Annotated in this window: 21 protein-coding genes and 2 riboswitches; of the genes, 13 read left to right on the top strand and 8 right to left on the bottom strand. The window is 56.7% G+C overall.

Annotated elements, in window-relative coordinates:
- Nucleotides 1–2: 2 nt before the first annotated feature.
- Nucleotides 3–668 carry a hypothetical protein gene (locus RSE14_RS01400; protein ID WP_324075468.1) on the top strand — a complete coding sequence of 222 codons (666 nt, stop codon included), beginning with the start codon at nucleotides 3–5 and terminating at the stop codon, nucleotides 666–668.
- Nucleotides 669–679: 11 nt separating this feature from the next.
- Here the strand turns inward: RSE14_RS01400 and RSE14_RS01395 are convergent, their stop codons facing one another.
- Together RSE14_RS01395 and RSE14_RS01390 are read right to left on the bottom strand one after the other, a co-directional pair.
- The gene (locus RSE14_RS01395; RefSeq protein WP_324075467.1) at nucleotides 680–1,660 is read right to left on the bottom strand and encodes a helix-turn-helix transcriptional regulator; all 981 of its coding nucleotides are present in this window, start codon (nucleotides 1,658–1,660) and stop codon (nucleotides 680–682) included.
- Nucleotides 1,661–1,755: 95 nt separating this feature from the next.
- Nucleotides 1,756–3,180: a S1C family serine protease gene (locus tag RSE14_RS01390; protein WP_324075466.1), complete on the bottom strand. Its 1,425-nt coding sequence runs from the start codon at nucleotides 3,178–3,180 to the stop codon at nucleotides 1,756–1,758.
- Between the two features lie 29 nt (nucleotides 3,181–3,209).
- A riboswitch (SAM-I-IV-variant riboswitch) is annotated at nucleotides 3,210–3,303 on the top strand.
- A gap of 78 nt (nucleotides 3,304–3,381) precedes the next feature.
- Here RSE14_RS01390 and RSE14_RS01385 point away from each other — a divergent pair.
- The 11 genes from RSE14_RS01385 (at nucleotide 3,382) to RSE14_RS01335 (ending at nucleotide 14,128) form a co-directional block, all read left to right on the top strand.
- Nucleotides 3,382–3,813 (top strand): hypothetical protein, encoded by a 432-nt coding sequence (locus RSE14_RS01385; protein ID WP_324075465.1) that lies wholly within the window; start codon nucleotides 3,382–3,384, stop codon nucleotides 3,811–3,813.
- A gap of 10 nt (nucleotides 3,814–3,823) precedes the next feature.
- Nucleotides 3,824–3,928, top strand: a riboswitch (SAM-I-IV-variant riboswitch).
- A gap of 50 nt (nucleotides 3,929–3,978) precedes the next feature.
- Nucleotides 3,979–5,427, top strand: coding sequence for an AAA family ATPase (locus RSE14_RS01380; protein ID WP_324075464.1), 1,449 nt, complete (start codon nucleotides 3,979–3,981; stop codon nucleotides 5,425–5,427).
- 107 nt (nucleotides 5,428–5,534) lie between these two features.
- Complete coding sequence (locus RSE14_RS01375; RefSeq protein WP_324075463.1) at nucleotides 5,535–5,876, top strand: hypothetical protein; 342 nt, start codon at nucleotides 5,535–5,537, stop codon at nucleotides 5,874–5,876.
- Nucleotides 5,873–7,222, top strand: coding sequence for a hypothetical protein (locus RSE14_RS01370; RefSeq protein WP_324075462.1), 1,350 nt, complete (start codon nucleotides 5,873–5,875; stop codon nucleotides 7,220–7,222). Before RSE14_RS01375 ends, RSE14_RS01370 begins: the two co-directional genes overlap by 4 nt.
- Nucleotides 7,219–8,256: a methionine adenosyltransferase domain-containing protein gene (locus tag RSE14_RS01365; RefSeq protein ID WP_324075461.1), complete on the top strand. Its 1,038-nt coding sequence runs from the start codon at nucleotides 7,219–7,221 to the stop codon at nucleotides 8,254–8,256. Before RSE14_RS01370 ends, RSE14_RS01365 begins: the two co-directional genes overlap by 4 nt.
- A 116-nt stretch (nucleotides 8,257–8,372) precedes the next feature.
- The gene (locus RSE14_RS01360; RefSeq protein ID WP_324075460.1) at nucleotides 8,373–9,416 is read left to right on the top strand and encodes a hypothetical protein; all 1,044 of its coding nucleotides are present in this window, start codon (nucleotides 8,373–8,375) and stop codon (nucleotides 9,414–9,416) included.
- Between the two features lie 32 nt (nucleotides 9,417–9,448).
- Entirely contained in the window at nucleotides 9,449–10,975 is a 1,527-nt protein-coding gene (locus RSE14_RS01355) for a DUF2779 domain-containing protein (protein WP_324075459.1), read from the top strand.
- Between the two features lie 664 nt (nucleotides 10,976–11,639).
- A complete protein-coding gene (locus RSE14_RS01350; protein WP_324075458.1) occupies nucleotides 11,640–12,062 on the top strand; it encodes a DUF1810 domain-containing protein in 423 nt (140 codons plus the stop codon).
- Nucleotides 12,063–12,248: 186 nt separating this feature from the next.
- The gene (locus RSE14_RS01345) at nucleotides 12,249–12,815 is read left to right on the top strand and encodes an outer membrane protein (RefSeq protein ID WP_324075457.1); all 567 of its coding nucleotides are present in this window, start codon (nucleotides 12,249–12,251) and stop codon (nucleotides 12,813–12,815) included.
- A gap of 66 nt (nucleotides 12,816–12,881) precedes the next feature.
- Nucleotides 12,882–13,385, top strand: coding sequence for a hypothetical protein (locus tag RSE14_RS01340; protein WP_324075456.1), 504 nt, complete (start codon nucleotides 12,882–12,884; stop codon nucleotides 13,383–13,385).
- Nucleotides 13,386–13,471: 86 nt separating this feature from the next.
- On the top strand, nucleotides 13,472–14,128 hold the full coding sequence (locus tag RSE14_RS01335) for a hypothetical protein (protein ID WP_324075455.1): 657 nt from the start codon (nucleotides 13,472–13,474) through the stop codon (nucleotides 14,126–14,128).
- Between the two features lie 13 nt (nucleotides 14,129–14,141).
- On the opposite strand, the gene RSE14_RS01330 is transcribed toward RSE14_RS01335, so the two are convergent.
- The 6 genes from RSE14_RS01330 to RSE14_RS01305 form a co-directional block, all read right to left on the bottom strand.
- On the bottom strand, nucleotides 14,142–14,510 hold the full coding sequence (locus RSE14_RS01330) for a hypothetical protein (RefSeq protein ID WP_324075454.1): 369 nt from the start codon (nucleotides 14,508–14,510) through the stop codon (nucleotides 14,142–14,144).
- Between the two features lie 9 nt (nucleotides 14,511–14,519).
- Nucleotides 14,520–15,791, bottom strand: coding sequence for a Y-family DNA polymerase (locus RSE14_RS01325; RefSeq protein WP_324075453.1), 1,272 nt, complete (start codon nucleotides 15,789–15,791; stop codon nucleotides 14,520–14,522).
- The gene (locus tag RSE14_RS01320; protein ID WP_324075452.1) at nucleotides 15,791–16,042 is read right to left on the bottom strand and encodes a LexA family protein; all 252 of its coding nucleotides are present in this window, start codon (nucleotides 16,040–16,042) and stop codon (nucleotides 15,791–15,793) included. Before RSE14_RS01320 ends, RSE14_RS01325 begins: the two co-directional genes overlap by 1 nt.
- Entirely contained in the window at nucleotides 16,042–17,262 is a 1,221-nt protein-coding gene (locus RSE14_RS01315; RefSeq protein ID WP_324075451.1) for an IS256 family transposase, read from the bottom strand. Before RSE14_RS01315 ends, RSE14_RS01320 begins: the two co-directional genes overlap by 1 nt.
- Before the next feature lie 14 nt (nucleotides 17,263–17,276).
- Complete coding sequence (locus RSE14_RS01310) at nucleotides 17,277–17,537, bottom strand: LexA family protein (protein ID WP_324075450.1); 261 nt, start codon at nucleotides 17,535–17,537, stop codon at nucleotides 17,277–17,279.
- A gap of 135 nt (nucleotides 17,538–17,672) precedes the next feature.
- Nucleotides 17,673–19,358 carry a hypothetical protein gene (locus RSE14_RS01305; protein WP_324075449.1) on the bottom strand — a complete coding sequence of 562 codons (1,686 nt, stop codon included), beginning with the start codon at nucleotides 19,356–19,358 and terminating at the stop codon, nucleotides 17,673–17,675.
- An 834-nt stretch (nucleotides 19,359–20,192) separates the two neighbouring features.
- Between RSE14_RS01305 and RSE14_RS01300 the strand changes: the two genes are divergently transcribed.
- The gene (locus tag RSE14_RS01300; protein WP_083234628.1) at nucleotides 20,193–20,621 is read left to right on the top strand and encodes a type II toxin-antitoxin system RelB family anti-toxin transcriptional regulator; all 429 of its coding nucleotides are present in this window, start codon (nucleotides 20,193–20,195) and stop codon (nucleotides 20,619–20,621) included.
- Nucleotides 20,622–20,788: the final 167 nt, after the last annotated feature.

The following is a 20,788-nucleotide window of genomic DNA, read 5'->3' as shown; positions in this document are numbered from 1 at the left end:
CCATGATCATTTCGCATGACCGCCAGACGCTGTTCATTGGCGTGCCGAAGAGCGGGTCGCAAACGGCTCGGGCCGTACTGGGTCAGATCGGGGTCGACCTGGTTGGGGAGTTGGGACGGCATCCGACAGTAACGGAAGCGATCGGGCTGGCGGAGGCGTTGTTACCTGGGGAAACCATTGCGCCAACGACGATTTACGCCTTCTGGCGAGATCCGGTAGAGCGGTTCTGCTCGGCGGTCGAGTTCCACAAACGCTGCCTGCCGAATTCATTAATGCAGCTATTCCCCGATCGGTTTGTTGGCATCAAGCCGCATCCGCGATGGTTCGAGACCAACCCGGCGGAAGTGGCAGCCGATCTTCGCACGTTGATCGAGAGCATCCCCCCGTTAGATATCCTTGCGGCATTGCCGCCGCCTCCTGTTCCCGGTGGCACTCGCCAGCCACGAGGAGGTAATCTCAGTTTCTATCAGTCGCAGTCAGGATGGCTCGACGATCCCCGAATGACGGTGCTCGCTTTTGCAGATTACGAGAATAATCTGCACAAGGTTGCAGCACGGTTTGGTTGGGTAGGATCCAAGTTGGAGATACCTAAGCTCAACAGTTCTGTTGGACCTCTGCCCAATCTTACCGACGTGGAGATTGAAGAGGTGCAAAAATATTATAGCTGAAATTCATTATTTTACGGCAATGCAGGCCAGGACGGTGGAGATGCCGGTAACATTTCTCGCAATGAGGCTGGCTCAATCACCTCAACCTGATCTCCCCAAGACATCAGGTGCCAAGCCATTTCCAATAAACCGCCTGCGCAAAAACGGACGATCAATTCGCCATTGGGTTGATCTTCAATTTCTTGGCTGTGGTGAAAAACGAACGTTCGTGCAAACGGCGCTGCTTCGGCCGAAAAGCGCCAGACGACATTGACGGGCTTCTCTTCAAAAACGCCGAAACTCTGAGAAACAAAGTCCTTTAAGTTGAAGGCTGGATCACGCTCAAAGCTGTCTTGCTCGAGGCGGAGCTTCCCAATGGACGGTAAGCTGAAAAATTTTGGCTTTGGTGTACCGTCCTGAAGGGCAACGAGATAATGTCGATGCCCGTACAGGAAGCCCAAAGGAGCAACTATTCTGCGGCTCGCAGATTTGCCACTCCGTGAGGCATAATCAAAAGAGACTTTCCGGAACGATTTGATCGCCGTCCGCAGGGTATCGAAGACAGCGTGCGGTATATGTGGTCTCGGTCCCGCACGGTGAGCGAGGCCTTCCGCTTCAGTCAGAGCTTCTAGGTCTGGTTCGATTTGGCTGAGCGATGAAACTTCGATCAGGTTTCGCATTTTTGACGCAACCCCCCGCAAGTTCTGCGCATGGATAGGGAGGTTCGCAGTTTCCATCGCGGACGCGGCCACTTCGATGCTCGCGAGATCGTCTGATGTAATCCCTGCGAAAGTCTGCGCGGCACCGGAATTGAGCCGCCAGCGCTTTGTGCGTTCGCCTGTCTGAACTTCACTGGAATTTGGGAATGCCCTAATTACTGCATCCCTCATTCGGATGGCAGTCCGACGGCTTACCTCGAATTTTTCCTGGATCTCGGCGATGGTCAATCCACCACGAGCAGCCTGCATTTCCAACGCTAGTTGGATCAACCGTTCAGCCCTGCTGTAGCGCATATGCCCCCCTTTGACCTACACGATTAGCAAGGCGTTGCACCAAGAGCACCTGCAAAAACCTGATCTGTGCCCCAATCTGACACTCGTGTCGGCTCTCAATCATCAGCCGATTGCGAAGCCTTCAGCCAACGAGGCTTGCCCCGCGGCAGCGTGACCAGGTGGTATTGCCGGTAAAATTGGTCAGCTGAGGTTGTGGCCTTCAGGACCAGACTAACTTCATCCTCGGCCGGCAGGCTGCTCAGAAACTGATACAGCTTTTCAAGGTCGGTGATTGTCCGGTTGTTGATCGCCACGAGATGATAGCTGGGATAAGCTTTCGTCATTTCCGCAGGCGAACCGGGAAGCACAAAGTCGATAACTGGATAACCTTCATGCTGGAATTCAGCACTATCCAGCTTCCATTGATTAGAGATCACCAATCCCGAGAACTCGATCGATCGATTGTCCGTAACCTCAGGCATCACAAATGTGGCTGCCTTTAGGGTGACTTCCACCCCTTCCCGATCAACAATGACATCAACCAAGCCATCAGCACCCCGGAGCCGATTGGCTAGATCCGAGCTGTTTCGAATGTCCTTGCGACCGTTGATCCCGACGACGCGATCACCAATTTTGAGACCAGACGCTTGATCGAAGACGGTCGCCACGATCGGTCGATCATCGTCTTCCGCTGTCGCATATGCGGCCGGCAATTGTCGGTAACGCGCATCGCGCCCCGCTTTGAGCAAATCGAGGATCTGACAAACAGGGCGGATTGGCTCTGAAAAAGAGACCGCAGTTGAATGGTCATCATCCGTGTCGCGGTAGCTGGCTGCCGCGATTCCGACAATCTTGCCAGTCGAAAGATCAATGAGCGGCCCACCCGAGTTGCCCCCATTAATCGTTGCGTCACTCTGAATGATTTCGGTCGGGAAAACCCACGATACACTGGAGATGATCCCGCGTGTCGCGGTGTAAGAAAGATCCCCAGGATGGCCAAAAATGGCCACAGGATTGCCAACCCTCGGCGGCTGGATGCACTCCAGATCTGCCGTCACCGCGTCGGCAGGAATTGCGCCCTTATCAATCTCAAGGACAGCCACATCGGTCAGCCGATCAACAAACACGCGCCGGGCGGGGACATATTTGTGCCCCTTGAACGATACCGTAATTGTTGCTGGCGACCGGCTGGCAACATGAGCGTTCGTCAGGATCCACCCACGGGTTCGATCAACCAGAAACCCGGTCGCACTAGCTGAAGTACCTTCGTCCTCACTGAGGCCGATCGACGCGACACGCCGAATTTTCACTGTGTAGTGATTGGCCTGATCCAGGATCACGTCAGCTGTAGGTGTTCGTGCACTTGCGGGTGTCGAGGCCAAAAGCAGCGCTACTACAAAAATCGGATGCCTCATTTTTCCCCCTGACATGTCGCCGCTAGGCAGCTTGCCTCTAGCAGACGTCGCCCACCTGCCTAGCGCAAGCATGCCAAATAAGGACATTCTGTGGGAAAGCTTGGCTGGCTGATAGATCAATTTCATTGCAAGAAGCGTCGCACACGCTAAGTGTTGCGCATCGTCAAGAAGGGCATCTGCCCTGCCAACCGGCCAACTCCGGCATCGGTGGCTCAACGACGAGGCCCAAGGGCAAACATAGGAGGCGAAGATGAAATGCTTTCATATTTGGACTTTGTCAGAATGCTCGGAATTATATCCGAAGTACCGGCATAGCGGGCTGCTGCCATGCTGACGTCCGGCTATTTTCCGCGCCATGGATCAAGACTGATTGACCTTCGCAACGTTCGTCCAGATCCCTTTGATGATATCTTGGGCGCCAAGATCCGGCGCATGCAGACTATTGAAGGCTGGACTTCAGAGAAGCGGCGTCTGCAGCGGGACCTTGAAGCAATGAGTGCCTGGTTTGGCTATGTCGGTTGGACCGTCGACCCCAGGACCTATCTTGTCCACCAAGTCGGCCAATCGTTCCTGTATGACGTACCACTGAACAAGCGCGGGAACTTTGCGATTTTTCGCGGCAAGCGGGTTCGTATAATCTGTCTCGGCAGCGGAGCATTCACCCGCTGGGTTAGAGTTGGGCCTTTAAACCCTCTGGATATCGAGGCCCCCAGCCCTGAGATGAGCGTACAGCGGGGTAGGGAGCAACTGCACCGCTAAATCTGATCACACCAAGCATAGCGAGTGAGGCTGACGCCTCCGCCAACCTGCCCGCCCGGGTAAGGTGGTTCCGCCAAATGGCGGCATGCGGCCCAAGGCAATCAAGCGGGCAAGACATGGGATGCGGGCAGCCCTCCTCGGCCAACACCGAAGAGGACAAACAAAATGAACGCCCTAACAATCGACGAACCAAGCCAAGCCAAGGCGGGCGCCCACGGTGAAGCGCACAAACTCTCCAAATTCCTGCCTGGCCTTGGGGTTTATGGCTTTGATGAGCTCGAGGTCGCCATCCTGGCTGCTCTCGTAACTGAGGACCCGCTTCTACTCATTGGTCGGTCAGGGACCGGCAAGACCTATTTGCTTAACTCCCTGTCTGAGGCTCTGTGCCTCGAGCACCGCCATTACAACGCGTCACTGATCTCTTTTGACGATCTGGTGGGCTTCCCGTTTCCAGAACAGGAGGCCGGCACTGTCCGCTTTCTGGAGACGCCGGCTACAGTTTGGCCTGCACAATCTGTCCTGATCGACGAGATCAGTCGCTGTAAGCCCGAACACCAGAACCGCCTGTTCGCCCTTGTCCACGAGCGCAAGATTCAAGGTATCGCGCTTTCCAATCTGCGCTTCAGGTGGGCAGCCATGAACCCGCCATCAGGCGATCAAGGCGGCGACGATGATTATCTAGGTTCCGAGCCACTCGACCCGGCATTGGCCGACAGGTTCAGTCTTTTCGTTGAGGCCGCCGATTGGGAACAACTGAGCGAACAGGAACGCCGGGCTATCGCAACGCCGGCCGGCGAAGGCCGAATTGCTAACGATGGCGGAGCCTTGGCCACAGCTTTGACCAACTGGCGTCTCGAGTTCCTGACGCAACTAGGTCGCTGCCCTTCCCATCTGTTGGATTATGTAACAGCTGTCACCAACCACCTCGTAGTCACTGGCATCAGGATTTCGCCGCGCCGCACCAGGCTGCTTGCCCGCAGTCTGCTCGCAGCCGGCATCATCGCTGCAGATGTGCGTGAGGACATCTACCTCTCGATCTTACGATGCAGCCTCCCTCACAGGGCGTGGGGGCAGCAGCTTCCCGCTGACGTTGTCCAGGCAGCCCACCGCGCCGCCTGGGATACTGCAAACAGTACGCAGGCCGCCTGGGTCCATGCATTTCTTGCCGAACCTTCAATTGCACGAAAGGTGGAGATCCTGCTCGACCGGTGCCCCTCTTCTGACGAAGGCACGCAGGCCGTCGCACAGTTGCTTGCGACAGAGCGAAAAGAGAGAGCTGCCGCCTTTGCCTATGTCACCTATCCGGCAGCATCTGCAGGACACCTTCCTATCGGTGCAGAAGGAGTAAATGATCTTGCCAGATTAGCTGCTCCCATCCTTGAAGTTGATGGTCACCTAGAGTGGGGCCAACCGCCAGGCACCAAATCCAGCCATCCCTCAAAGTTAACCAAAGTAGCTCGGCATCTCCAAGAGCTTGCAGGTGCGCGGCTCTCGCGCGCTCGACAGTTTCTGTACCACTGCCTTGTTGAACAGATCCCTATCGAACGGCCTGATCAACTCGAAGAGGATATTCATGCTGCAGTCGAATTTATCCGTTCGCGGGTGCAGCCGTGATATCGATCAGCACCAGTTCGGCACGATATGCCAACTCAGGCGCTCCAATGAGCCGCCGGCACAGGGAGCATCTAACGAGCTCTCTGCTCGGCCCAAGAGATGCCTTCGTGAAGATCCCGCTCGTATTGAGAGTGGGCATCTGGTTCGGAATTGGAGCCAACTCTCGCGAGTTTATGGAAGACCTGCTCAGCGACGCCGGCTGCAACACACCCGAGGAACTGCGCGACCTGTTTGACCATCCGCCGCGGCGCCTGATGGCGCGTCCGGCGCCAGGACACTTTTCACCAAAGGACGTCCGGCTCGAAAAGCCCGAAGTGATCCTGCGTGAAGCTCTGATCCTCGGGTTAGCGACTGGCTCCATTTATGACCCTGGGCGACCGGTAATATGGACAGAGTCAAGCCTTGGGCGGCGCCTCGAACTCTACGATCCGGGGAGCTTTTATCAATGAAACCCGATCATTTCCTCGCACTCTATCGCGAGCTCATCGACGAGAACCCGTTTGCTGTCAGGGCGGTTCTGCGGATCCTTGAGGTGACCTTTACCGACAGTATTCCGACCCTTGCGGTGAGCTGCGAGGCCCAGCCGCGCTTTCTGGTGAACCCGGATTTCGTCGCGACTCACTGCAAGACCGAGAGCCATGTGAAGGCGGTCATTGTTCATGAGTTTCTCCATGTCCTGCTCCGCCATACGGAGAGTTCTGGACCCCTTACGCGTGCCCGCCACATTGCCTTCGATGCAGTGATCAATGCGATCATTTGCCGGACCCAGGGAGAGGATTGGGCATCTTTCTTCCGCACTTATTACGCCGAAGCACAGGGACTTACGAAACTCCTGCGCCCCCCAAACGCGGCAGAGCAAACGGACTTATGGCGCAGCAGCAATGCCCTACCCATCGATCGTGCATGGAAAGGCCTGTACGCTGGCACGTTGGTGGCGGATGACATTGCTGAACTTGCTGAAGAGGTGGCGCGTTCTCAAGCACAGGAAGCCGGCGCAACTGGCCAAACAGGTGAGACCAATGCTCACGGCGACCTGATCGGTAACCACGAAGAGTTGGGCGGCCATCTGCCCCAAGTAATTGCGGGTGCGCTTGAGCAAGCCATGCGCGAAATGAACGGCGCGGGCATATGGCGCGGACAACGTGCGGGCCTTGGTAACAGCCAAGCCCTTGCCGACCTTGAAAAAGCAGCGAACGATCCTGTTCGCCAATGGGAAAAATCGACACTGGATATCCTGCGGCGCCATGTTCTTCCCGATCCAAAAGCCAAACGCTCGTCAAGTGAGACCCGCTCCATCCAGCTTCCGGTCTTGTCCTCCGGAGACCGCCGCGCATTCGTAAGATCGCTATGGGACCCCATCCTGCCTCAATCACGATGGGACAGCGTAGCCTTACAAAAAGGCGCAACCGCTCAGGTCTATCTCGATGTCTCGGGCTCCATGAATTCAGAAATGCCGGCGCTCATCGCGTTGCTGGCAAGGCTTGCCGGCCACATCCGCAAGCCATTCTGGGCATTCAGTGATGAAGTAGTCCCAGCGCGCATCCAAGCGGGACGGCTTGTCACCTCAACGACCGGCGGCACCAGCATGGCCTGCGTCTTGCGGCACGTCATCGAGACGCGCCCCAGAGCCGCTGTTGTAGTCACTGACGGGTTCATCGAAGGGCTCGACCCCAGTCTGGTCGCCGCGGCACGTTCTGCAGTCCGGCTGCATGCAATCATCGCAAGGCACGGTGCGCCTGCAGCCTTGAGAGCGGCCGGCATTCCTTACACCCAATTGCAAAGGTACCCCTCATGATCCGGTTCAGTGAAGCCGTTCTTCCCGGCCACCCAGATAAATTCTGCGACTTGGTTGCGGACGCTATTGTGCAGGAAGCGACCCGGGTCGACAGAGACGCCTATGCTCAGGTGGAGGTCTCCATCTGGTCAGATCAAATGTGGATTTCGGGCGGCGTGGCAACCAGCGTTCCGTTCGAGCGAGCCCTTTCGGAAATCGTGACCGGAGCGGGCAGATCGATAGGTCTCGATGGCTCCAACTGGATTGATGCCAGTAGGTATCGCATTCACTCGGCGCTCTGCCTGGAAACACGTGACCCGGTGCCTTGGTCTCATCATGTCAACGACCAGTGCGTGATTACAGGCTGGGCTGGCTACGATGCAAAAGTCGCCTTCCTGCCACCCGAGCATTTCCTCGCCCTTGCCCTGCGAGATGCGCTGTTCAACTCTTGTCGCGCTGGACAGATCTCGGGGCATGGACCGGACGGCAAGGTACTTGTGCGCCTGCGCGAGGAGAATGGCTGCTTCGAGGTCGAACACATCCTCGTCACTCTGCAGCAAAAAGATGGTGCGCCTTTCCTTCCTTTCGTCGCGGCAGTCGGCGAAGTTGTCTGCGAAGCATATTCGCGACTGCAGACCTCGGATGAGCGCTGGACTGCGCCGTTTGAAAATATCGAGTTGCTGATCAATCCAAACGGCCCCTTGATCCAGGCTGGCAGTGATGGGGATAACGGCCAAACCGGGCGAAAACTTGTAGCCGACTATTACGGGCCAAGGATCCCAATTGGTGGCGGTGCGCTCTTCGGCAAACACTGGACCCACATTGATCGAATTGGAGCAAGAGCAGGTCGGCGGGCCGCGATCGAAGCTGTCAAATCCGGGGCACAGGAATGCTTGCTTAGGATCGCATACGCACCTGGCATCGATAGCCCGCTGGACGTTGTAACGGAAATGATTGGCCGCGGGACCGCTCCTAAACCGTCATCGTTTGCACATTCGAGCCTCAGAGACAGTCTTCTTCCAGAGGACGTCTATCGTCCCTTGGCACACCTATGAAGTGTGTCCTGCAATGGCATCTTATCGGCTCGAATCGTTCCCCATTAGGGCCGGGAGAAGATAGGTTAGTTGATCTGGAATCAGACACCTGACGGTCCGAGAAGTGGAGATTTTATATGGCAATTAACAAGATCGCCGCTCTGGTTGGCCGAGGCAAAGGCAAGGAAGCTGAGTTGGCGGCGACCGATGCTGAGGTGGATGAAACCGTAGCCCAGCCAGTAACATTAAGCCGTATCGCTCTGTTGATGCAGGAAATGGGCTACAGGGGGAAGGTAACCGATGGCGAAGACTGGTGCTGGGTCGAGAGCGCGACCAACGGCACCAAGTTCAACATTTACGCCTTTTCCGATCAACTCTCAGATCCAGACAGCGAGGCAAGATCGATCCAGTTCGATGGCGGATGGGGCGGCTTGTCCTCTATGGACGCCAGGCGCTTCGTGATGCTCTGCAACCGGTTCAATCATGACTGGCGCTATGCCAAGGCCACCATCTCTGCTGACGGAGAACGATACAGCCTCACCGTCAAACTCGACCATTATTGTCCAATCGGTCTCACCGATGCCGAGTTTTATGCGGTTGCAGATATGTACATTCGCTTGATCGAAGACATGGCCAAACGGGCCTTTGCCCCGAACGATGAAGCTCTGAATGTCATGACCGAGCGTCATAAGACAGCGACGGCCATGATGTGGAGCCACGATGCAGATCCTGCCAAGGCGTTAGCAATCTTCATGGCGAACGCGCGTGCCGGTTATGGGCCCTCCATGAACAGTCTTGGCGATGTCTACGAGTGCGGCATTGAGGTTATCGAATCTGCCCCGATGGCTGCACATTTCTTCACGCGTGCTGCCGAACGAGGTCACCCCTCTGCTTACTACGGCCTTGCCCGCATTTTTGCTGAAACTGAGGAAGACGAGGCAATACTGGTAGAGGCAGCAAAGTTTGCCATGCTAGCCTATCGCGATTTGCCGGAAGGCCAGACAAGACATGACGCTGGTGAACTGAGAGACCGATTGATGGAAAAGCTCGACACTGATGCCCGGGAACTCGCCGAGGGACTGGTCGGCAACTGGGCGCCTATGGCGTTTGAGGGTGGTCCAATCGACCCCGAGCCCGTTCTTGATTATGTACGAACTCCGCCCAGCAGCGCTTTGAACTGAGCCAACGGCGATTATTGATGATGGGAGTATAAGTGGGAGGGCAAAAGAGCCTCAGTGGCAAGGCCCATGGCCTGTCAAAATCTCGGATAACTGCTTTCGAGCAGTGCCCAAAGAAGCTTTGGCTTTCGGTGCACCGCCGGGATTTGGCTGAAACCCAAGCACAATCAGAACTGAGGTTCGCCGCAGGTCATCAGGTTGGTGCCATCGCTTGCGACCTCGTGCCTGGGGGCGTGATGGTCGAAGCGCAGCCGGATCTCAAAGCCGCTCTCGAACAAACCACCAATTTGTTGGCTGCAGGACATCAAGGCCCAATCTACGAAGCAACATTCGTCCATGATGGGGTTCTGGTTCAGGTAGACATCCTTGAACCCACTCCGGCTGGAAGCTGGAAGATGGCCGAAGTTAAAAGCTCGACGGGAGTAAAGGATTATCACCTCGGCGATTTGGCAACTCAGGTATGGGTTCTGGAGGGCTGCGGCATGGCAATCGAGGCCGCAACGATCCGCCACATCGATACTGGTTTCGTTTTGGCCGAGCCAGGAAACTATGACGGCTTGCTCCGTGACGCCCATCTTTTGGAAGCGGTACGCCCAATCGCGGAAAGTCGGACCGACATTGTCTCCAAAGCTAGGGAGACGCTTGCAGGCGGTGAGCCCTCAGTAGATGTCGGTGCCCACTGTACCAAGCCATTCAGCTGCGAATTTCAAGCCTATTGCGGCAAAAACCAGCCGCAGCCACCAGAGTGGCCGATCGACATTCTGCCCCGCGTTGGCCGCCGTCTTGCAGACGAAATGGCCCAAGAAGGGGTCTTCGATCTCAGAGAACTTTCACTCGACTTTCTGAAGAAGCCTCAACACCGCATTGTTCACCAGGCAACGATTTCCGGCATCCCTTACCATGACCCTGCCGGTGCAATGAAGGTGACGGAAAACTGGCACTTCCCGAGGTATTATCTCGACTTTGAGACCATTGCCCTGCCTGTACCGGCGTGGATCGGCACAAGACCATACCAGCAAGTCCCATTTCAGTTTTCCTGCCATAGGGAGCTAGCGGACGGGTCTATAACCCATCGCAGTTTCCTAAGCGTAGATGGTGCTGATCCTCGACGAGTATGTGCAGAGGCGCTGATTAAATGCGTCGGAACCGCTGGCGCCATCATAGCCTATAATGCGAGCTTTGAGCGGAGTTGTGTCAGGGGCTTGGCAGATGCAGTGCCTGACTTGGCGCCAGAGCTTTTGGCTATTGCAGAGAGGTTCGTCGATCTCCTGCCTGTTACCCAAGCTCATTATTACCACAGAGATCAACGCGGCAGCTGGTCGATCAAGAAGGTGCTCCCGACAATTGCGCCTGAACTCGACTATTCCGACCTCGAAGTGGGTGACGGCGCCGCTGCACAACTCGCCTGGCTTGAAGCGGCGTCGCCCAATTGCGCACCGGAGCGCAGAAAACAAATAGCCTCCGCCCTCGAAGCATATTGTGAGCGGGATACGTGGGCGATGGTTGTGCTTCTTAGTCGGATGGTTGGATCGCCTTATCCGACCCATCGAAAAGCCGAGTAATGCCATTCAGGGACATAGATGCCTCGGCATATGGCAATCATGCCTGGCTTTGTTCCAATCGAAGGGTACGGTACCTGTAAATTCAGACGTGCGAGGTAATGATGCGGATCGGTTTTCTAACTTTGGTTGCCATCGGCACGCTTTTGGCACCCTCGCAGGTTAATGCCCAAACGATAACCGCATACAAAACTGGCGAAGTTTCCTCAGGCATGACCAAGCAGTGCATCTATGATGGCTTGGGCAGCACGTACACGAGAACAATTTCGTCAGTGGCGCTTTGCCCTTTGTCGATCCAAGTCTCGCGGCCGTCGCCTGCGACTGAAAATCAAATGCGCCAGCCGTCAGGTGGATCAATAACTGCTTATAAGTCTGGTGAGGTCGTCACTGGCATGACCAAGCAGTGCATCTACGACGGTTTGGGCAATACATACACTAGAACAATCTCTTCGGTTGCCCTATGCCCACTGACAATCCAGATCAACCGATAGTCGGCAAGCTAGGGCTAAGTGTTCGATTGGACGCACAAATCAGGATTGGCCCGTTCAGGCGGGCCGTGCCGCACGTATGGTTTGCTCCTTACGTTGCTGATAACTTTGCGGCACGGTCCACCTGAGCGGGACAAGATTTACGGCAAACTGTTTTGATTGATAGCGCTTCTCACTCCATGGAATATAATCTGGATCGTTTTATTGAGGCGCAAACTAGCATCTATTCTCAGGCGCTTAGCGAGATCACTCGCGGCAGAAAAACATCACACTGGATGTGGTTTATCTTTCCTCAGTTGGCGGGACTGGGCAGGAGCGAGACAGCCCAACGTTACGGGATCGGTTCGCTTGACGAAGCACGAGCGTATCTAGCTCATCCGGTTCTAGGCAACCGGTACCTCGAATGCGTTGAAGCCCTTCAGGATTTACCGCTTTCCGATCCTAAAGCTGTGCTTGGCTCAATCGACGCAACGAAGCTGCACTCTTCCCTTACCTTGTTTGCCGAGGCTGCCCCCACGCAGAAGCTCTTTACGGCGGCTCTCGAGCGGTGGTTTCGGGGGACTAGGGACCAGCACACACTCGATTTGCTAAGGGCCATGTAGCCGACCATGCACGGACAAGTTGGGTTTGCTGCCGCGCTAAACTGAGCAATGCCACTTTGGGGCACATTCCCCAATGCCGTCCAGCGACCCGTGCCCGGTTTTGACACTCTGAAAGTCTAAAGAACCTGCAGGTTGCGGGAATCGCCCGCGTCCGTTTTTTCAAAACATTCACCTTCAGGGGGTCTTATGACTAAGCGTCTCTTCGCTGCCACTATTGGCGCACCGATCGCCATTCTCGTTTCCACCGCTGCACATGCCGAAAGCTTTCAGGGCTTCCGCGTGGATCTGCACGGCGGCTACGATGCCGTTTCCAGTGTCTATACCGTCGATGGCGCAACTGCCGGTGTTGGTATCGGCTACGATTTTCCCGTCGGTGAGACCGTCATTGTCGGCGTTGAAGCAAATCTCGACTACTCGTCTGTGAAGGATGAAGGCGTTTATCTTGGTGTGGCCTATTCGCAGGTCGCGCGCCGGGACATTGAACTTTCGGCACGCGTCGGCGCCAAGCTCAGTGATGGGACCCTCGCATACGTTAAAGCCGGCTACAGCAATGCCGGCTACGAAGGTGCAGCAGCCGGCTACGGCCTTTGGGCTTATGAGAGTGGCACCAGTGACGGCATTCGCCTCGGCGCAGGTCTTGAGCAACGCATTGCAGACCGTTGGTTCGTAAAGGGCGAGTACCGGTACACCCGCTACGGTTCTGAAGATGTAAACCGCAACCAGGCCATCTTCGGCGTCGGCTACCGCTTCTGATACTCATTCTCCCGGGGCACCTACGGTGCGCCGGGAGGGTTCCCCCCGTTCAAGAAGGCCTTCTTCATGAAAATCCATCATTTTGCCTGGGCTCTATCCATTGCAGCCATCAGCCCCCAAGTCAGTGCTCAGCCAACGACGACCGCTCCGGCACCAATGCCCACACAAGTCGCACAGCGAGCCCTTCCCGCCAGCACACTGATTTCGGTGACGCCCGATGCCGAAATCTCTTCCAAGCATGTCGAGGTTGGCCAAAAAGTCGGTTTCACGGTCGTCAACGACATATCCGATGGTGGGGTGGTAGTTATTCCCCGGGGCTCACAGGTGGTTGCCAGCGTAACCTGGAAAACCGGCAAGGCGGTTGGCGGCAAATCTGGCAAGTTCGAGGTCACCTTTGAAAAGGTGAATGTCCGAGGCCGCGACTATGCCATGCGCGGCGTCCATCGTCAGGAAGGCAAAGGCAACACGGTCGCCGCCGTATTCGCAACATGGCTGGTAAGCGGCCGCTCGGCTGTGATGCAACCGGGGCAGTTCGTGAACGCCTTCACGGCGGAAGCCATCCCATACTGAATTTGCTTAGTTTCTAGGGGGCTCTAAGCTGCCCCCTAGAACAGCAACTTTAGGTTAGGAATTGCCGAAGGCAGTGAGGAAATACGATGACGACGATGGATCAAAGTGAGCGCACCTGCTCCGCGTGTGGCAAGAAAAGCAAACAGACCGCCATCATGAGTACAAATCAATTTGGTTCGCCAGATCTTGATTTGCGACCACCGGAAATGATGCGATCGACCATGGCATACTGGGTCGAAGAGTGTCCACACTGTCACTATGCCTATCCGTCGATTGAGACCAAAGTCGAAGGCGTGGAAGCGTTGCTGAATGAATTGGCGCAAATGGAGACTTCATGGGCGTCTCGAACCCAAGGCTTGATAAGGCGCTTCATGACCGCGAGCCATATTGCGGAATTCTCGGGCCAGAAAATGGAGGCCGCCGAGTACGCCCTTAATGCAGCTTGGGATGCAGATGACAGTCACGATGATGTGTCAGCGCGCGAGTGCCGCAGGCGCGCTGCTTCATTGCTCGAGAGCGCCTTGGCAAGCGAAGAGCTAGAAGCAGACGAAAAGATCAGCCTCTCTACGCGATTGGTCGACATGATGCGACGCAGTCAACGGTGGGATCCTGCTTCGGAGTTGGCCACATCGCTCCTCATGCAAAATCCCTCGAGCCCAATCGACAAGATCCTGGAATTTCAGATTGAAGCTTGTCGCCGACATGATGCGACCTGCTACAAAATCTCTGACGTGATAAATTAACAGGCTTCGCGGTTTACCCGATAACCTGCGCCAACAGCGTCGCCAGAACGATTAGGGTAAACCATGGCCAAGGCGTCGCCCATGGGTACTGGACCTTCACGTTCTCCAGCCTAGCTATGGCCACTTGAACGGCCGCCTGCTGGAAATGCAGGTCCTTGATAGCGGCCCTCATCACTTCTGCCTCAACATAGCTTGTCGCGTCATCGGCCAACAGTTCGACTTCTTCCAAGAGGCGGAGCACTGCGCGCAGGCGTGGCAGGGCGTTCGGATCAGGCGTGCCGAGCAACGCCATGGCCTCCTGATGCTTGCTCTTGGCCAGCGTCAGCATCTGGCTGATGTGTTCAACAGCAGCGTCAGGCAGGTCTGGATCGGCAGCGTCCATGGCTCACTCTTACCCCATCTTCGCGGCAGGTATATCCCCCCAACGGGTCGTGAAGCTGGGCGAAAGGTTTTCTCGGCGCATGCGCCATTCAGCATCCTTTTGGGCCAACCCCAACCGGGCGGTCCCACGGCCATAGCGACCGTTGATCCGGTCGATCGCCTGCATCAGTCCATCGTCGGGCGCCTCGATTACGTCGAAGAGCGATGCTGGGGCAGACCCGGGGGCAGCCAGATCGAGCAGCAGCACGCCGGCCTTCCGCCAGCCATATCCATCTCTCCAGATGCGCTCGAAAATCCTCAAGACCGCGGCAGTGATGTCGCGGGTGTCGGACGTTGGCCGGTGGAACGTCGCAGAACCTGATACTGACTTCTGTGGCAAGTCCTGCGCGAACGGATCGGTCCGTATGAATAGCTGCACAGCACCTGCCGCCTGACCGGCATGACGCACCTTTTCCGCCGCCCGCTCGGCAAAGCTCATCACGGCATCATGGACCTGGCCCTTGTCGAAAATGGCTTTGCCAAAGGTACGCGAACAACATGTCGTCTGTTTCGGTGGCGGCTGGTCTTCAAGCGCGTGGCAGACGAGGCCGCGCAATTCATGAACGGTTCGAAGACCGACGATACCCATTCGCTGGCGCACCCAGCCGTCCTGAGCGTTGGCGAGGTCGTGGGCTGTCCGGATGCCGCGCTCCTCCAGCATAGCGCTCCATCGGCGCCCCACGCCCCAGACATCGCCGATCGGCGTTTTGCGCAAGGCCGCATCGATCCAGTTCGGATGATGCACCAGGTCGAGCACGCCGCCGGCCTTTGCCGACTTCTTCGCCAGTCGGTTGGCCAGCTTGGCAAGGGTCTTAGTCGGCCCCACGCCGACAGACACTGGGATGCCTGTCCACTGCAGGGTCGTTTGCCGAAGGTTACGGCACCATTCGGTCAGATCCGCCACGGCTAAGCGGTCGAGATCCAGGAAGCACTCGTCGATGCTGTAGATTTCATGGCCCGGAGCATTTGACCCCAGAACGCTCATCACGCGTTCGGAAATGTCACCGTAGAGGGCGTAGTTGGACGAGCAGACAGCAATATCGTGCTCCTCGATCAGTTTGCGGATCTTGAACAACGGCGCGCCCATGGCGACACCCAGCGCCTTCGCCTCATTCGACCGTGCAATTACGCATCCATCGTTATTCGAGAGAACCACAACCGGCCGCCCCCGCAAGCGGGGCTGGAAAAGCCGCTCACAGGATGCATAGAAGTTGTTGCAGTCTACCAGCGCGAAGGTGGCCATCAGCGGCCGCAGTGGCGCCGGATACTATGGGTCACCACGCCCCAGATCTCGCAGTCGCCTTCCACGAGCGGCAATGACGGATACGCGCTGTTTTCGGCAGCCAGGTGCCAGTTCCCGTCGGTCTTTCTGAGGCGTTTGACGGTTAGCTCGCCCTGCAAGATAGCAATGACGATGTCGTCGGGATGCGGGGCGACACCACGGTCGATGATGGGACTGTCAGGAATTCCGTGTGTGGTCGGGCGTTTGAACATTACGCCGCCATGGCCTTGATGAAGCGTTCGCCGAACAGAACGGCGAACTGGGCCTTGGCCATGGACCACTCACGTGGTGGCATTTTCCACTCTTTCTCCGATCGGTTCAAGATCAGATAGAGCAGTTTGGTGGCGGCCTCGTCGCTCGGGAAGTGGCCCCTGGCCCGGACGGCCCGCCTGAGCTTCGAGTTCAGGGCTTCGATCGCGTTCGTGGTGTAGACGATCCTGCGCACCTCGTCGGGAAATGCGAAGAACGGGATGACCTCGCCCCAGGCGCGCCGCCAGCTCTGGCCGATGGCAGGATAGCGCAAGCCCCAAGGCCCCGCCTCGAACGCGGTCAGCGCCTGTTCGGCCGCGTCGGCGCTGGGAGCTCGGTAAATCTCCTTGAGCGCCGTCGCCAAGCCCTTGCGGTCTTTCCAGGAGACGAAGTCCATCGAGTTACGCAGCAGGTGGACGATGCAGGTCTGCACGATCGCGTCCGGGAACACGGCGGTGATCGCCTCGGGAAAGCCCTTCAGGCCATCGACGACGGCCAGCAGGATATCCTCGGTGCCGCGGTTGCGGAGCTCATTCATCACCCGCAGCCAGAACTTGGCGCCTTCATTCTGCTCGAGCCACAGGCCCAGCACCTCCTTGGCGCCATCGGCGCGGACGCCCAGCGCGATGTGGATCGCCTTGTTGCGGACTGTGCCCTCATCGCGGATCTTGACCCGGATCGCGTCGAAAAAGACCAGCGGGTAAATCGCATCAAGCGGCCGCTGCTGCCAAGTGGCGACTTCATCGAGCACCGCGTCGGTCACCGTGCTGATCAGGTCGGGCGAGACGTCGATGCCGTACAAATCGTGCAGGTGCCCGACGATCTCGCGGGTGCTCATGCCGCGCGCGTACATCGACACGATCTTGTCATCGAACCCCGGAAAACGGCGCTGATACTTGGCGATCAGCTGCGGATCAAAGCTCGACTGACGGTCGCGTGGAACGTCGATGTCGATCCTGCCGCTGTCGGTGATCACCGTCTTGCGGCCGTAGCCGTTGCGGCTGTTGCCGGCCTGGCCATCGCCAAGATGATGATCCATCTCGGCATTGAGCGCCCGTTCGGCCAGCGCCTTCTTCAGATTGTCCAGCAAGCCGCCTTGACCCAAGGCAGCAGCGGCATCGGTGCCGGCCAGAAGCCGGTCAAGCAAATCAGACGGGATCGTCGGCTCTTTGCGTCGTGACATAGTGGGACTCCTTTTTACCCATTATGCCCGACCACACACGGAATTCCTGACAGTCCCTCGATGATCAACAAGTCGCCATCAAAGATCCCGGCTCCGCGCATCGACTCCCCTGACGCCCGCACGAAGAACGTGGCTGCCGGCCGGCGCACGAGATGTTCGTTCAGGTCGAGCTTGCCTTCGATGTGGTCGTCCGCCGGGCTCGGGAAGCCGGCCGGCACCGTGGAGGTGAACAGCGGCAGTTCCAAAGGCGTGGGATTATCGACAAGGCGCAGCACGTTTCATATTCCTGGATGAATGGAACATAAATAGAACATCGACACACCGATTCGTCAATTGGACAGATGCCCCCACCTGGTCAGTGCAAGCGTGTCAGCCAACCCAATCAGGGTCGACGGCCTCCTAGATGCCAATCAAAGAGGAACACGCCATGACTTCAACCGGCGCTTTGTATGGTAAGACCTTGCCGCCATCGTCTTCATTGCCTCAGCAAGACGGCCATTGAGCGTATCTGCATGTTCGGAGCCTGACTTGGCCAGTGTGTGGGCGAACTGGATAGAACGCCTAAGTTCGGGGCCCTTCATCGCGTCGAACACCGCCATAAGTTGCTTAGCGGTCAGCGAAGCTAGAAGTTCAACATCCTCCTCTTCCCAACCCTGTTGCGCGCTCATTTGGATTAGAACCTGGCCTGGGTCTCGAACGTCTACGAATGTTGCGCGCTTGGCCTCAAACGCGGCGATAAGCCTAGGATCGGGTGCGTCGCCAGACATGAAGTGATGTTCGTAGAGGTCAAAGAAGGCTTTCCCCTCGTCTTTTCTCGCCTCCATGTAGCGATCAATCAGGTCATCGGCTTCCGCGTTCATACCTGATTCGCGAAGCAACCCGGCGGTGCCACTAAGGTTGACCGGATTTATGATCCCAAGGTTTTCTAGCGCCCCCGTATGAATGTCTTTGAGCAGCTTTTCGTCTGGTACCGATAGATCATGCCAATATTGATCCCACGCCTTGGCGTAGGAATTGTCCCGCGAGTTTTGGATGATTGAATCCTCAAGCGACTTTGCAGCACATTTCAGTTTCTGCTCATCAAAGAAGCCACTCTGGACCCCTTCGAAAATGACGAGGTCAAGATCGTCGGTATGGGTAAAGTCATAGTTCTCCAGCCGATCGGCCCACTTGGGGCGCTCCTCTTCTCTATCGCTCTTACCAGCTTTAAGAGACATAACGAGGCGGTTGTAGCTTTTCAGCGTCTCGAACGCTGGTGCCTCGCTAGGCTGTAATTCCGCCCAGCCACCTAGGACAACAGACGAGACAGCTTGCTCCATTACCTGCTTGTTGGTGCCCGCTAGGATCGCGCAGATGCGAGCAGCTAATCGCTCGATCTTCTTGATAACGCGGATGTTGACGATACCCAGCGAGATCGTCCGTTTGCGAAGCATATCATCCAATTCGGTATTACCGGACAGGGCAATTGCAGCTGCCTCCTGAGGGTTTGGATCGAATACAAGCGAAACGTCCACCACCTTCTCGAGCTGGCGCTCAAACTCCTGCTTCTGCTCAGGAGCCATCTCCTCGACATTGAGAAGCAGCACAACCTTGCAGTTGCGTTGCTCCTTAAGCGCCGACGCAAGTCCAAGAACGTCCCGTTGTGCCAAGCCTTCACCGGCGCGCTCCAAGTCATCAAGGCACACCAACTGGTTCTTCACGAGCATGTAGGCGCTGCGGAACAAGGCTTCACCGCCATCCTTGGAGCCAGCCAGCGCCAGAATGGGTTCGAGCAAACCCTTGGACTTTCGGCCCAGATCAAAGCCCTTCCGGACGAGCGCGTTTACCGTCGATACGTCCGGCCCGGTAAGCAGGTGTTCAGGAGTAACCGTCGCTTCGAATATCGAGTATTTTAAAATATCCAGGGAGTTGAGCCCGAACAAGGAGACGTAGGCATAACTCTTCGACTTCAGGGATCCATCCGCTTCGATATCAGCAAGCCACTTCCGCCACGCGAAAGTCTTTCCAACGCCCCACTTACCTTTGATGCAAAGCACCTCGGCGCGGTCGTCACGAAGAAACCGCTTAATCTCGGCCTCGATCAAAGAAGTTGACATGAGCGGCTCCTTAAGGGGGGCGGAGCGCTTGAATACGAGAAGGGGGGGCAAAGGTTAAGACAAAAGCAAACGTCTGACCTATGGCTTATCGGCTGCGCAGTGAGGCAAGGCTGAGCTGCGGAGGTCGTGCAGACCCTGCTCGATTATCATCCCTCAAGCATGTGAAGGTGCGTCCGAATCTCAGTCCAAAGAAGCTGACAAATGACTGGATGGGGTATCCCACCAGCGACTGGTGTTTTGACGTTCACCGGAAAAATATCGTCAACCCGCGAGTGAACGTCCGGTACCCGAAGGCGCGCTCAACGCGGGACGACCTAGTCAGCGATTGGTCCTCCTTGTCAGAAGCCCTCGCTTAGCGATACATTCAAAAATCGGCGGGAAATGCCAGAAACGGTCATGCGGGGCGACATTTGTTGGGCCTCTTGAAACACCAGCTTTTGCACTCTATCGGATGGAGACAGTTCGCTATCGGGCTGCTATCCACGACCATTCAATACGCGCGAATTCAAAACTGCCCCAAGGGGGCCGAAAAACGGCAGAATTCTGGGGTTTTTCAGAACGGAGAAATTTGGAGATTTTCCAATTTCACCCCCAAAACAGCCAATATTTTTTCCACAACCTCTGGACCGGAGATGGGCTAGGTCACAGAATTCTGCTGTTTCTAGAGCCCGGAACGGGCAATCACAGTTTCCAAAACGCGACGGCTTAGCCCAGACTTCAGACTGCTATTGCCTCCCGTCAGCTAGCGGGGAAAAGTGCTGGAATTACAGTGGCGGGCACAGGCAATGTTACTACGCCATTGACGTAGTTTGGGACGCAAAATAGCAATCGGGAATGAGGCAAAAGCGCAAACCATGGAAAGCCGTGAAGGTCTCTGTAAGCGTCGCATCACCTGACGATCTGATAACCCGCCCGCCTCGTGCCCACGTGCCAGTTGTCAACGTATCCGCGATTAGGGCCAAGGCCGGAATGTCACAAAGCGCTTTCGCGGCAAGCATCGGGGTGCCTCTGGGCACCTTGGTAAACTGGGAACAAGGCCGCCGACAGCCGACAGGAGCCGCCAAGGTTTTGCTCGCATTGCTTGCAAAGAAGCCCTCTCTTGTGGGTGATCTGTATCCAGCGCCCCGCCCAAAGACGCTTCATTGGCCCCCCGGCAGCCCAGACCCCAACGAAATGACCGCCAAGGAGAGGCTGGCTGAGGTCGGTGAAATATTGGCCAAGGGCGTTGCTAGAATGCTGAAAAAGTCAGCGGAGCATTCTTGATCATATTAGCGCGATCTCTTGGGGCGTGCCGGCTCGCCACATAACCGGCACGCCCGTTCATACATCATGCGCGGCAACACCGCGCATGCGGCCGGTCCTTATGACGGCCGGCCTAGTGGGCTCCGAGCGGGTTCGCCGCCATCCCCACACCCATGCTCGATCCGCCC

The sequence above is a fragment of the Erythrobacter sp. genome, assembly GCF_035194505.1.
In the GTDB taxonomy this organism is placed as follows: domain Bacteria; phylum Pseudomonadota; class Alphaproteobacteria; order Sphingomonadales; family Sphingomonadaceae; genus Erythrobacter.
The sequence above is the reverse complement of the archived record's forward strand: the minus strand, read 5'-3'. Positions and strand labels throughout refer to the sequence as shown.

What these genes read in the sequence shown, in the direction of transcription:
- RSE14_RS01400 (WP_324075468.1), top strand. Translation starts at nt 3, where the DNA reads ATGATCATTTCGCATGACCGCCAGACGCTGTTCATTGGCGTGCCGAAG.
- RSE14_RS01395 (WP_324075467.1), bottom strand. Translation starts at nt 1,660, where the DNA reads ATGCGCTACAGCAGGGCTGAACGGTTGATCCAACTAGCGTTGGAAATG.
- RSE14_RS01390 (WP_324075466.1), bottom strand. Translation starts at nt 3,180, where the DNA reads ATGAAATTGATCTATCAGCCAGCCAAGCTTTCCCACAGAATGTCCTTA.
- RSE14_RS01385 (WP_324075465.1), top strand. Translation starts at nt 3,382, where the DNA reads ATGCTGACGTCCGGCTATTTTCCGCGCCATGGATCAAGACTGATTGAC.
- RSE14_RS01380 (WP_324075464.1), top strand. Translation starts at nt 3,979, where the DNA reads ATGAACGCCCTAACAATCGACGAACCAAGCCAAGCCAAGGCGGGCGCC.
- RSE14_RS01370 (WP_324075462.1), top strand. Translation starts at nt 5,873, where the DNA reads ATGAAACCCGATCATTTCCTCGCACTCTATCGCGAGCTCATCGACGAG.
- RSE14_RS01365 (WP_324075461.1), top strand. Translation starts at nt 7,219, where the DNA reads ATGATCCGGTTCAGTGAAGCCGTTCTTCCCGGCCACCCAGATAAATTC.
- RSE14_RS01360 (WP_324075460.1), top strand. Translation starts at nt 8,373, where the DNA reads ATGGCAATTAACAAGATCGCCGCTCTGGTTGGCCGAGGCAAAGGCAAG.
- RSE14_RS01350 (WP_324075458.1), top strand. Translation starts at nt 11,640, where the DNA reads ATGGAATATAATCTGGATCGTTTTATTGAGGCGCAAACTAGCATCTAT.
- RSE14_RS01345 (WP_324075457.1), top strand. Translation starts at nt 12,249, where the DNA reads ATGACTAAGCGTCTCTTCGCTGCCACTATTGGCGCACCGATCGCCATT.
- RSE14_RS01340 (WP_324075456.1), top strand. Translation starts at nt 12,882, where the DNA reads ATGAAAATCCATCATTTTGCCTGGGCTCTATCCATTGCAGCCATCAGC.
- RSE14_RS01335 (WP_324075455.1), top strand. Translation starts at nt 13,472, where the DNA reads ATGACGACGATGGATCAAAGTGAGCGCACCTGCTCCGCGTGTGGCAAG.
- RSE14_RS01330 (WP_324075454.1), bottom strand. Translation starts at nt 14,510, where the DNA reads ATGGACGCTGCCGATCCAGACCTGCCTGACGCTGCTGTTGAACACATC.
- RSE14_RS01325 (WP_324075453.1), bottom strand. Translation starts at nt 15,791, where the DNA reads ATGGCCACCTTCGCGCTGGTAGACTGCAACAACTTCTATGCATCCTGT.
- RSE14_RS01320 (WP_324075452.1), bottom strand. Translation starts at nt 16,042, where the DNA reads ATGTTCAAACGCCCGACCACACACGGAATTCCTGACAGTCCCATCATC.
- RSE14_RS01315 (WP_324075451.1), bottom strand. Translation starts at nt 17,262, where the DNA reads ATGTCACGACGCAAAGAGCCGACGATCCCGTCTGATTTGCTTGACCGG.
- RSE14_RS01305 (WP_324075449.1), bottom strand. Translation starts at nt 19,358, where the DNA reads ATGTCAACTTCTTTGATCGAGGCCGAGATTAAGCGGTTTCTTCGTGAC.
- RSE14_RS01300 (WP_083234628.1), top strand. Translation starts at nt 20,193, where the DNA reads ATGAGGCAAAAGCGCAAACCATGGAAAGCCGTGAAGGTCTCTGTAAGC.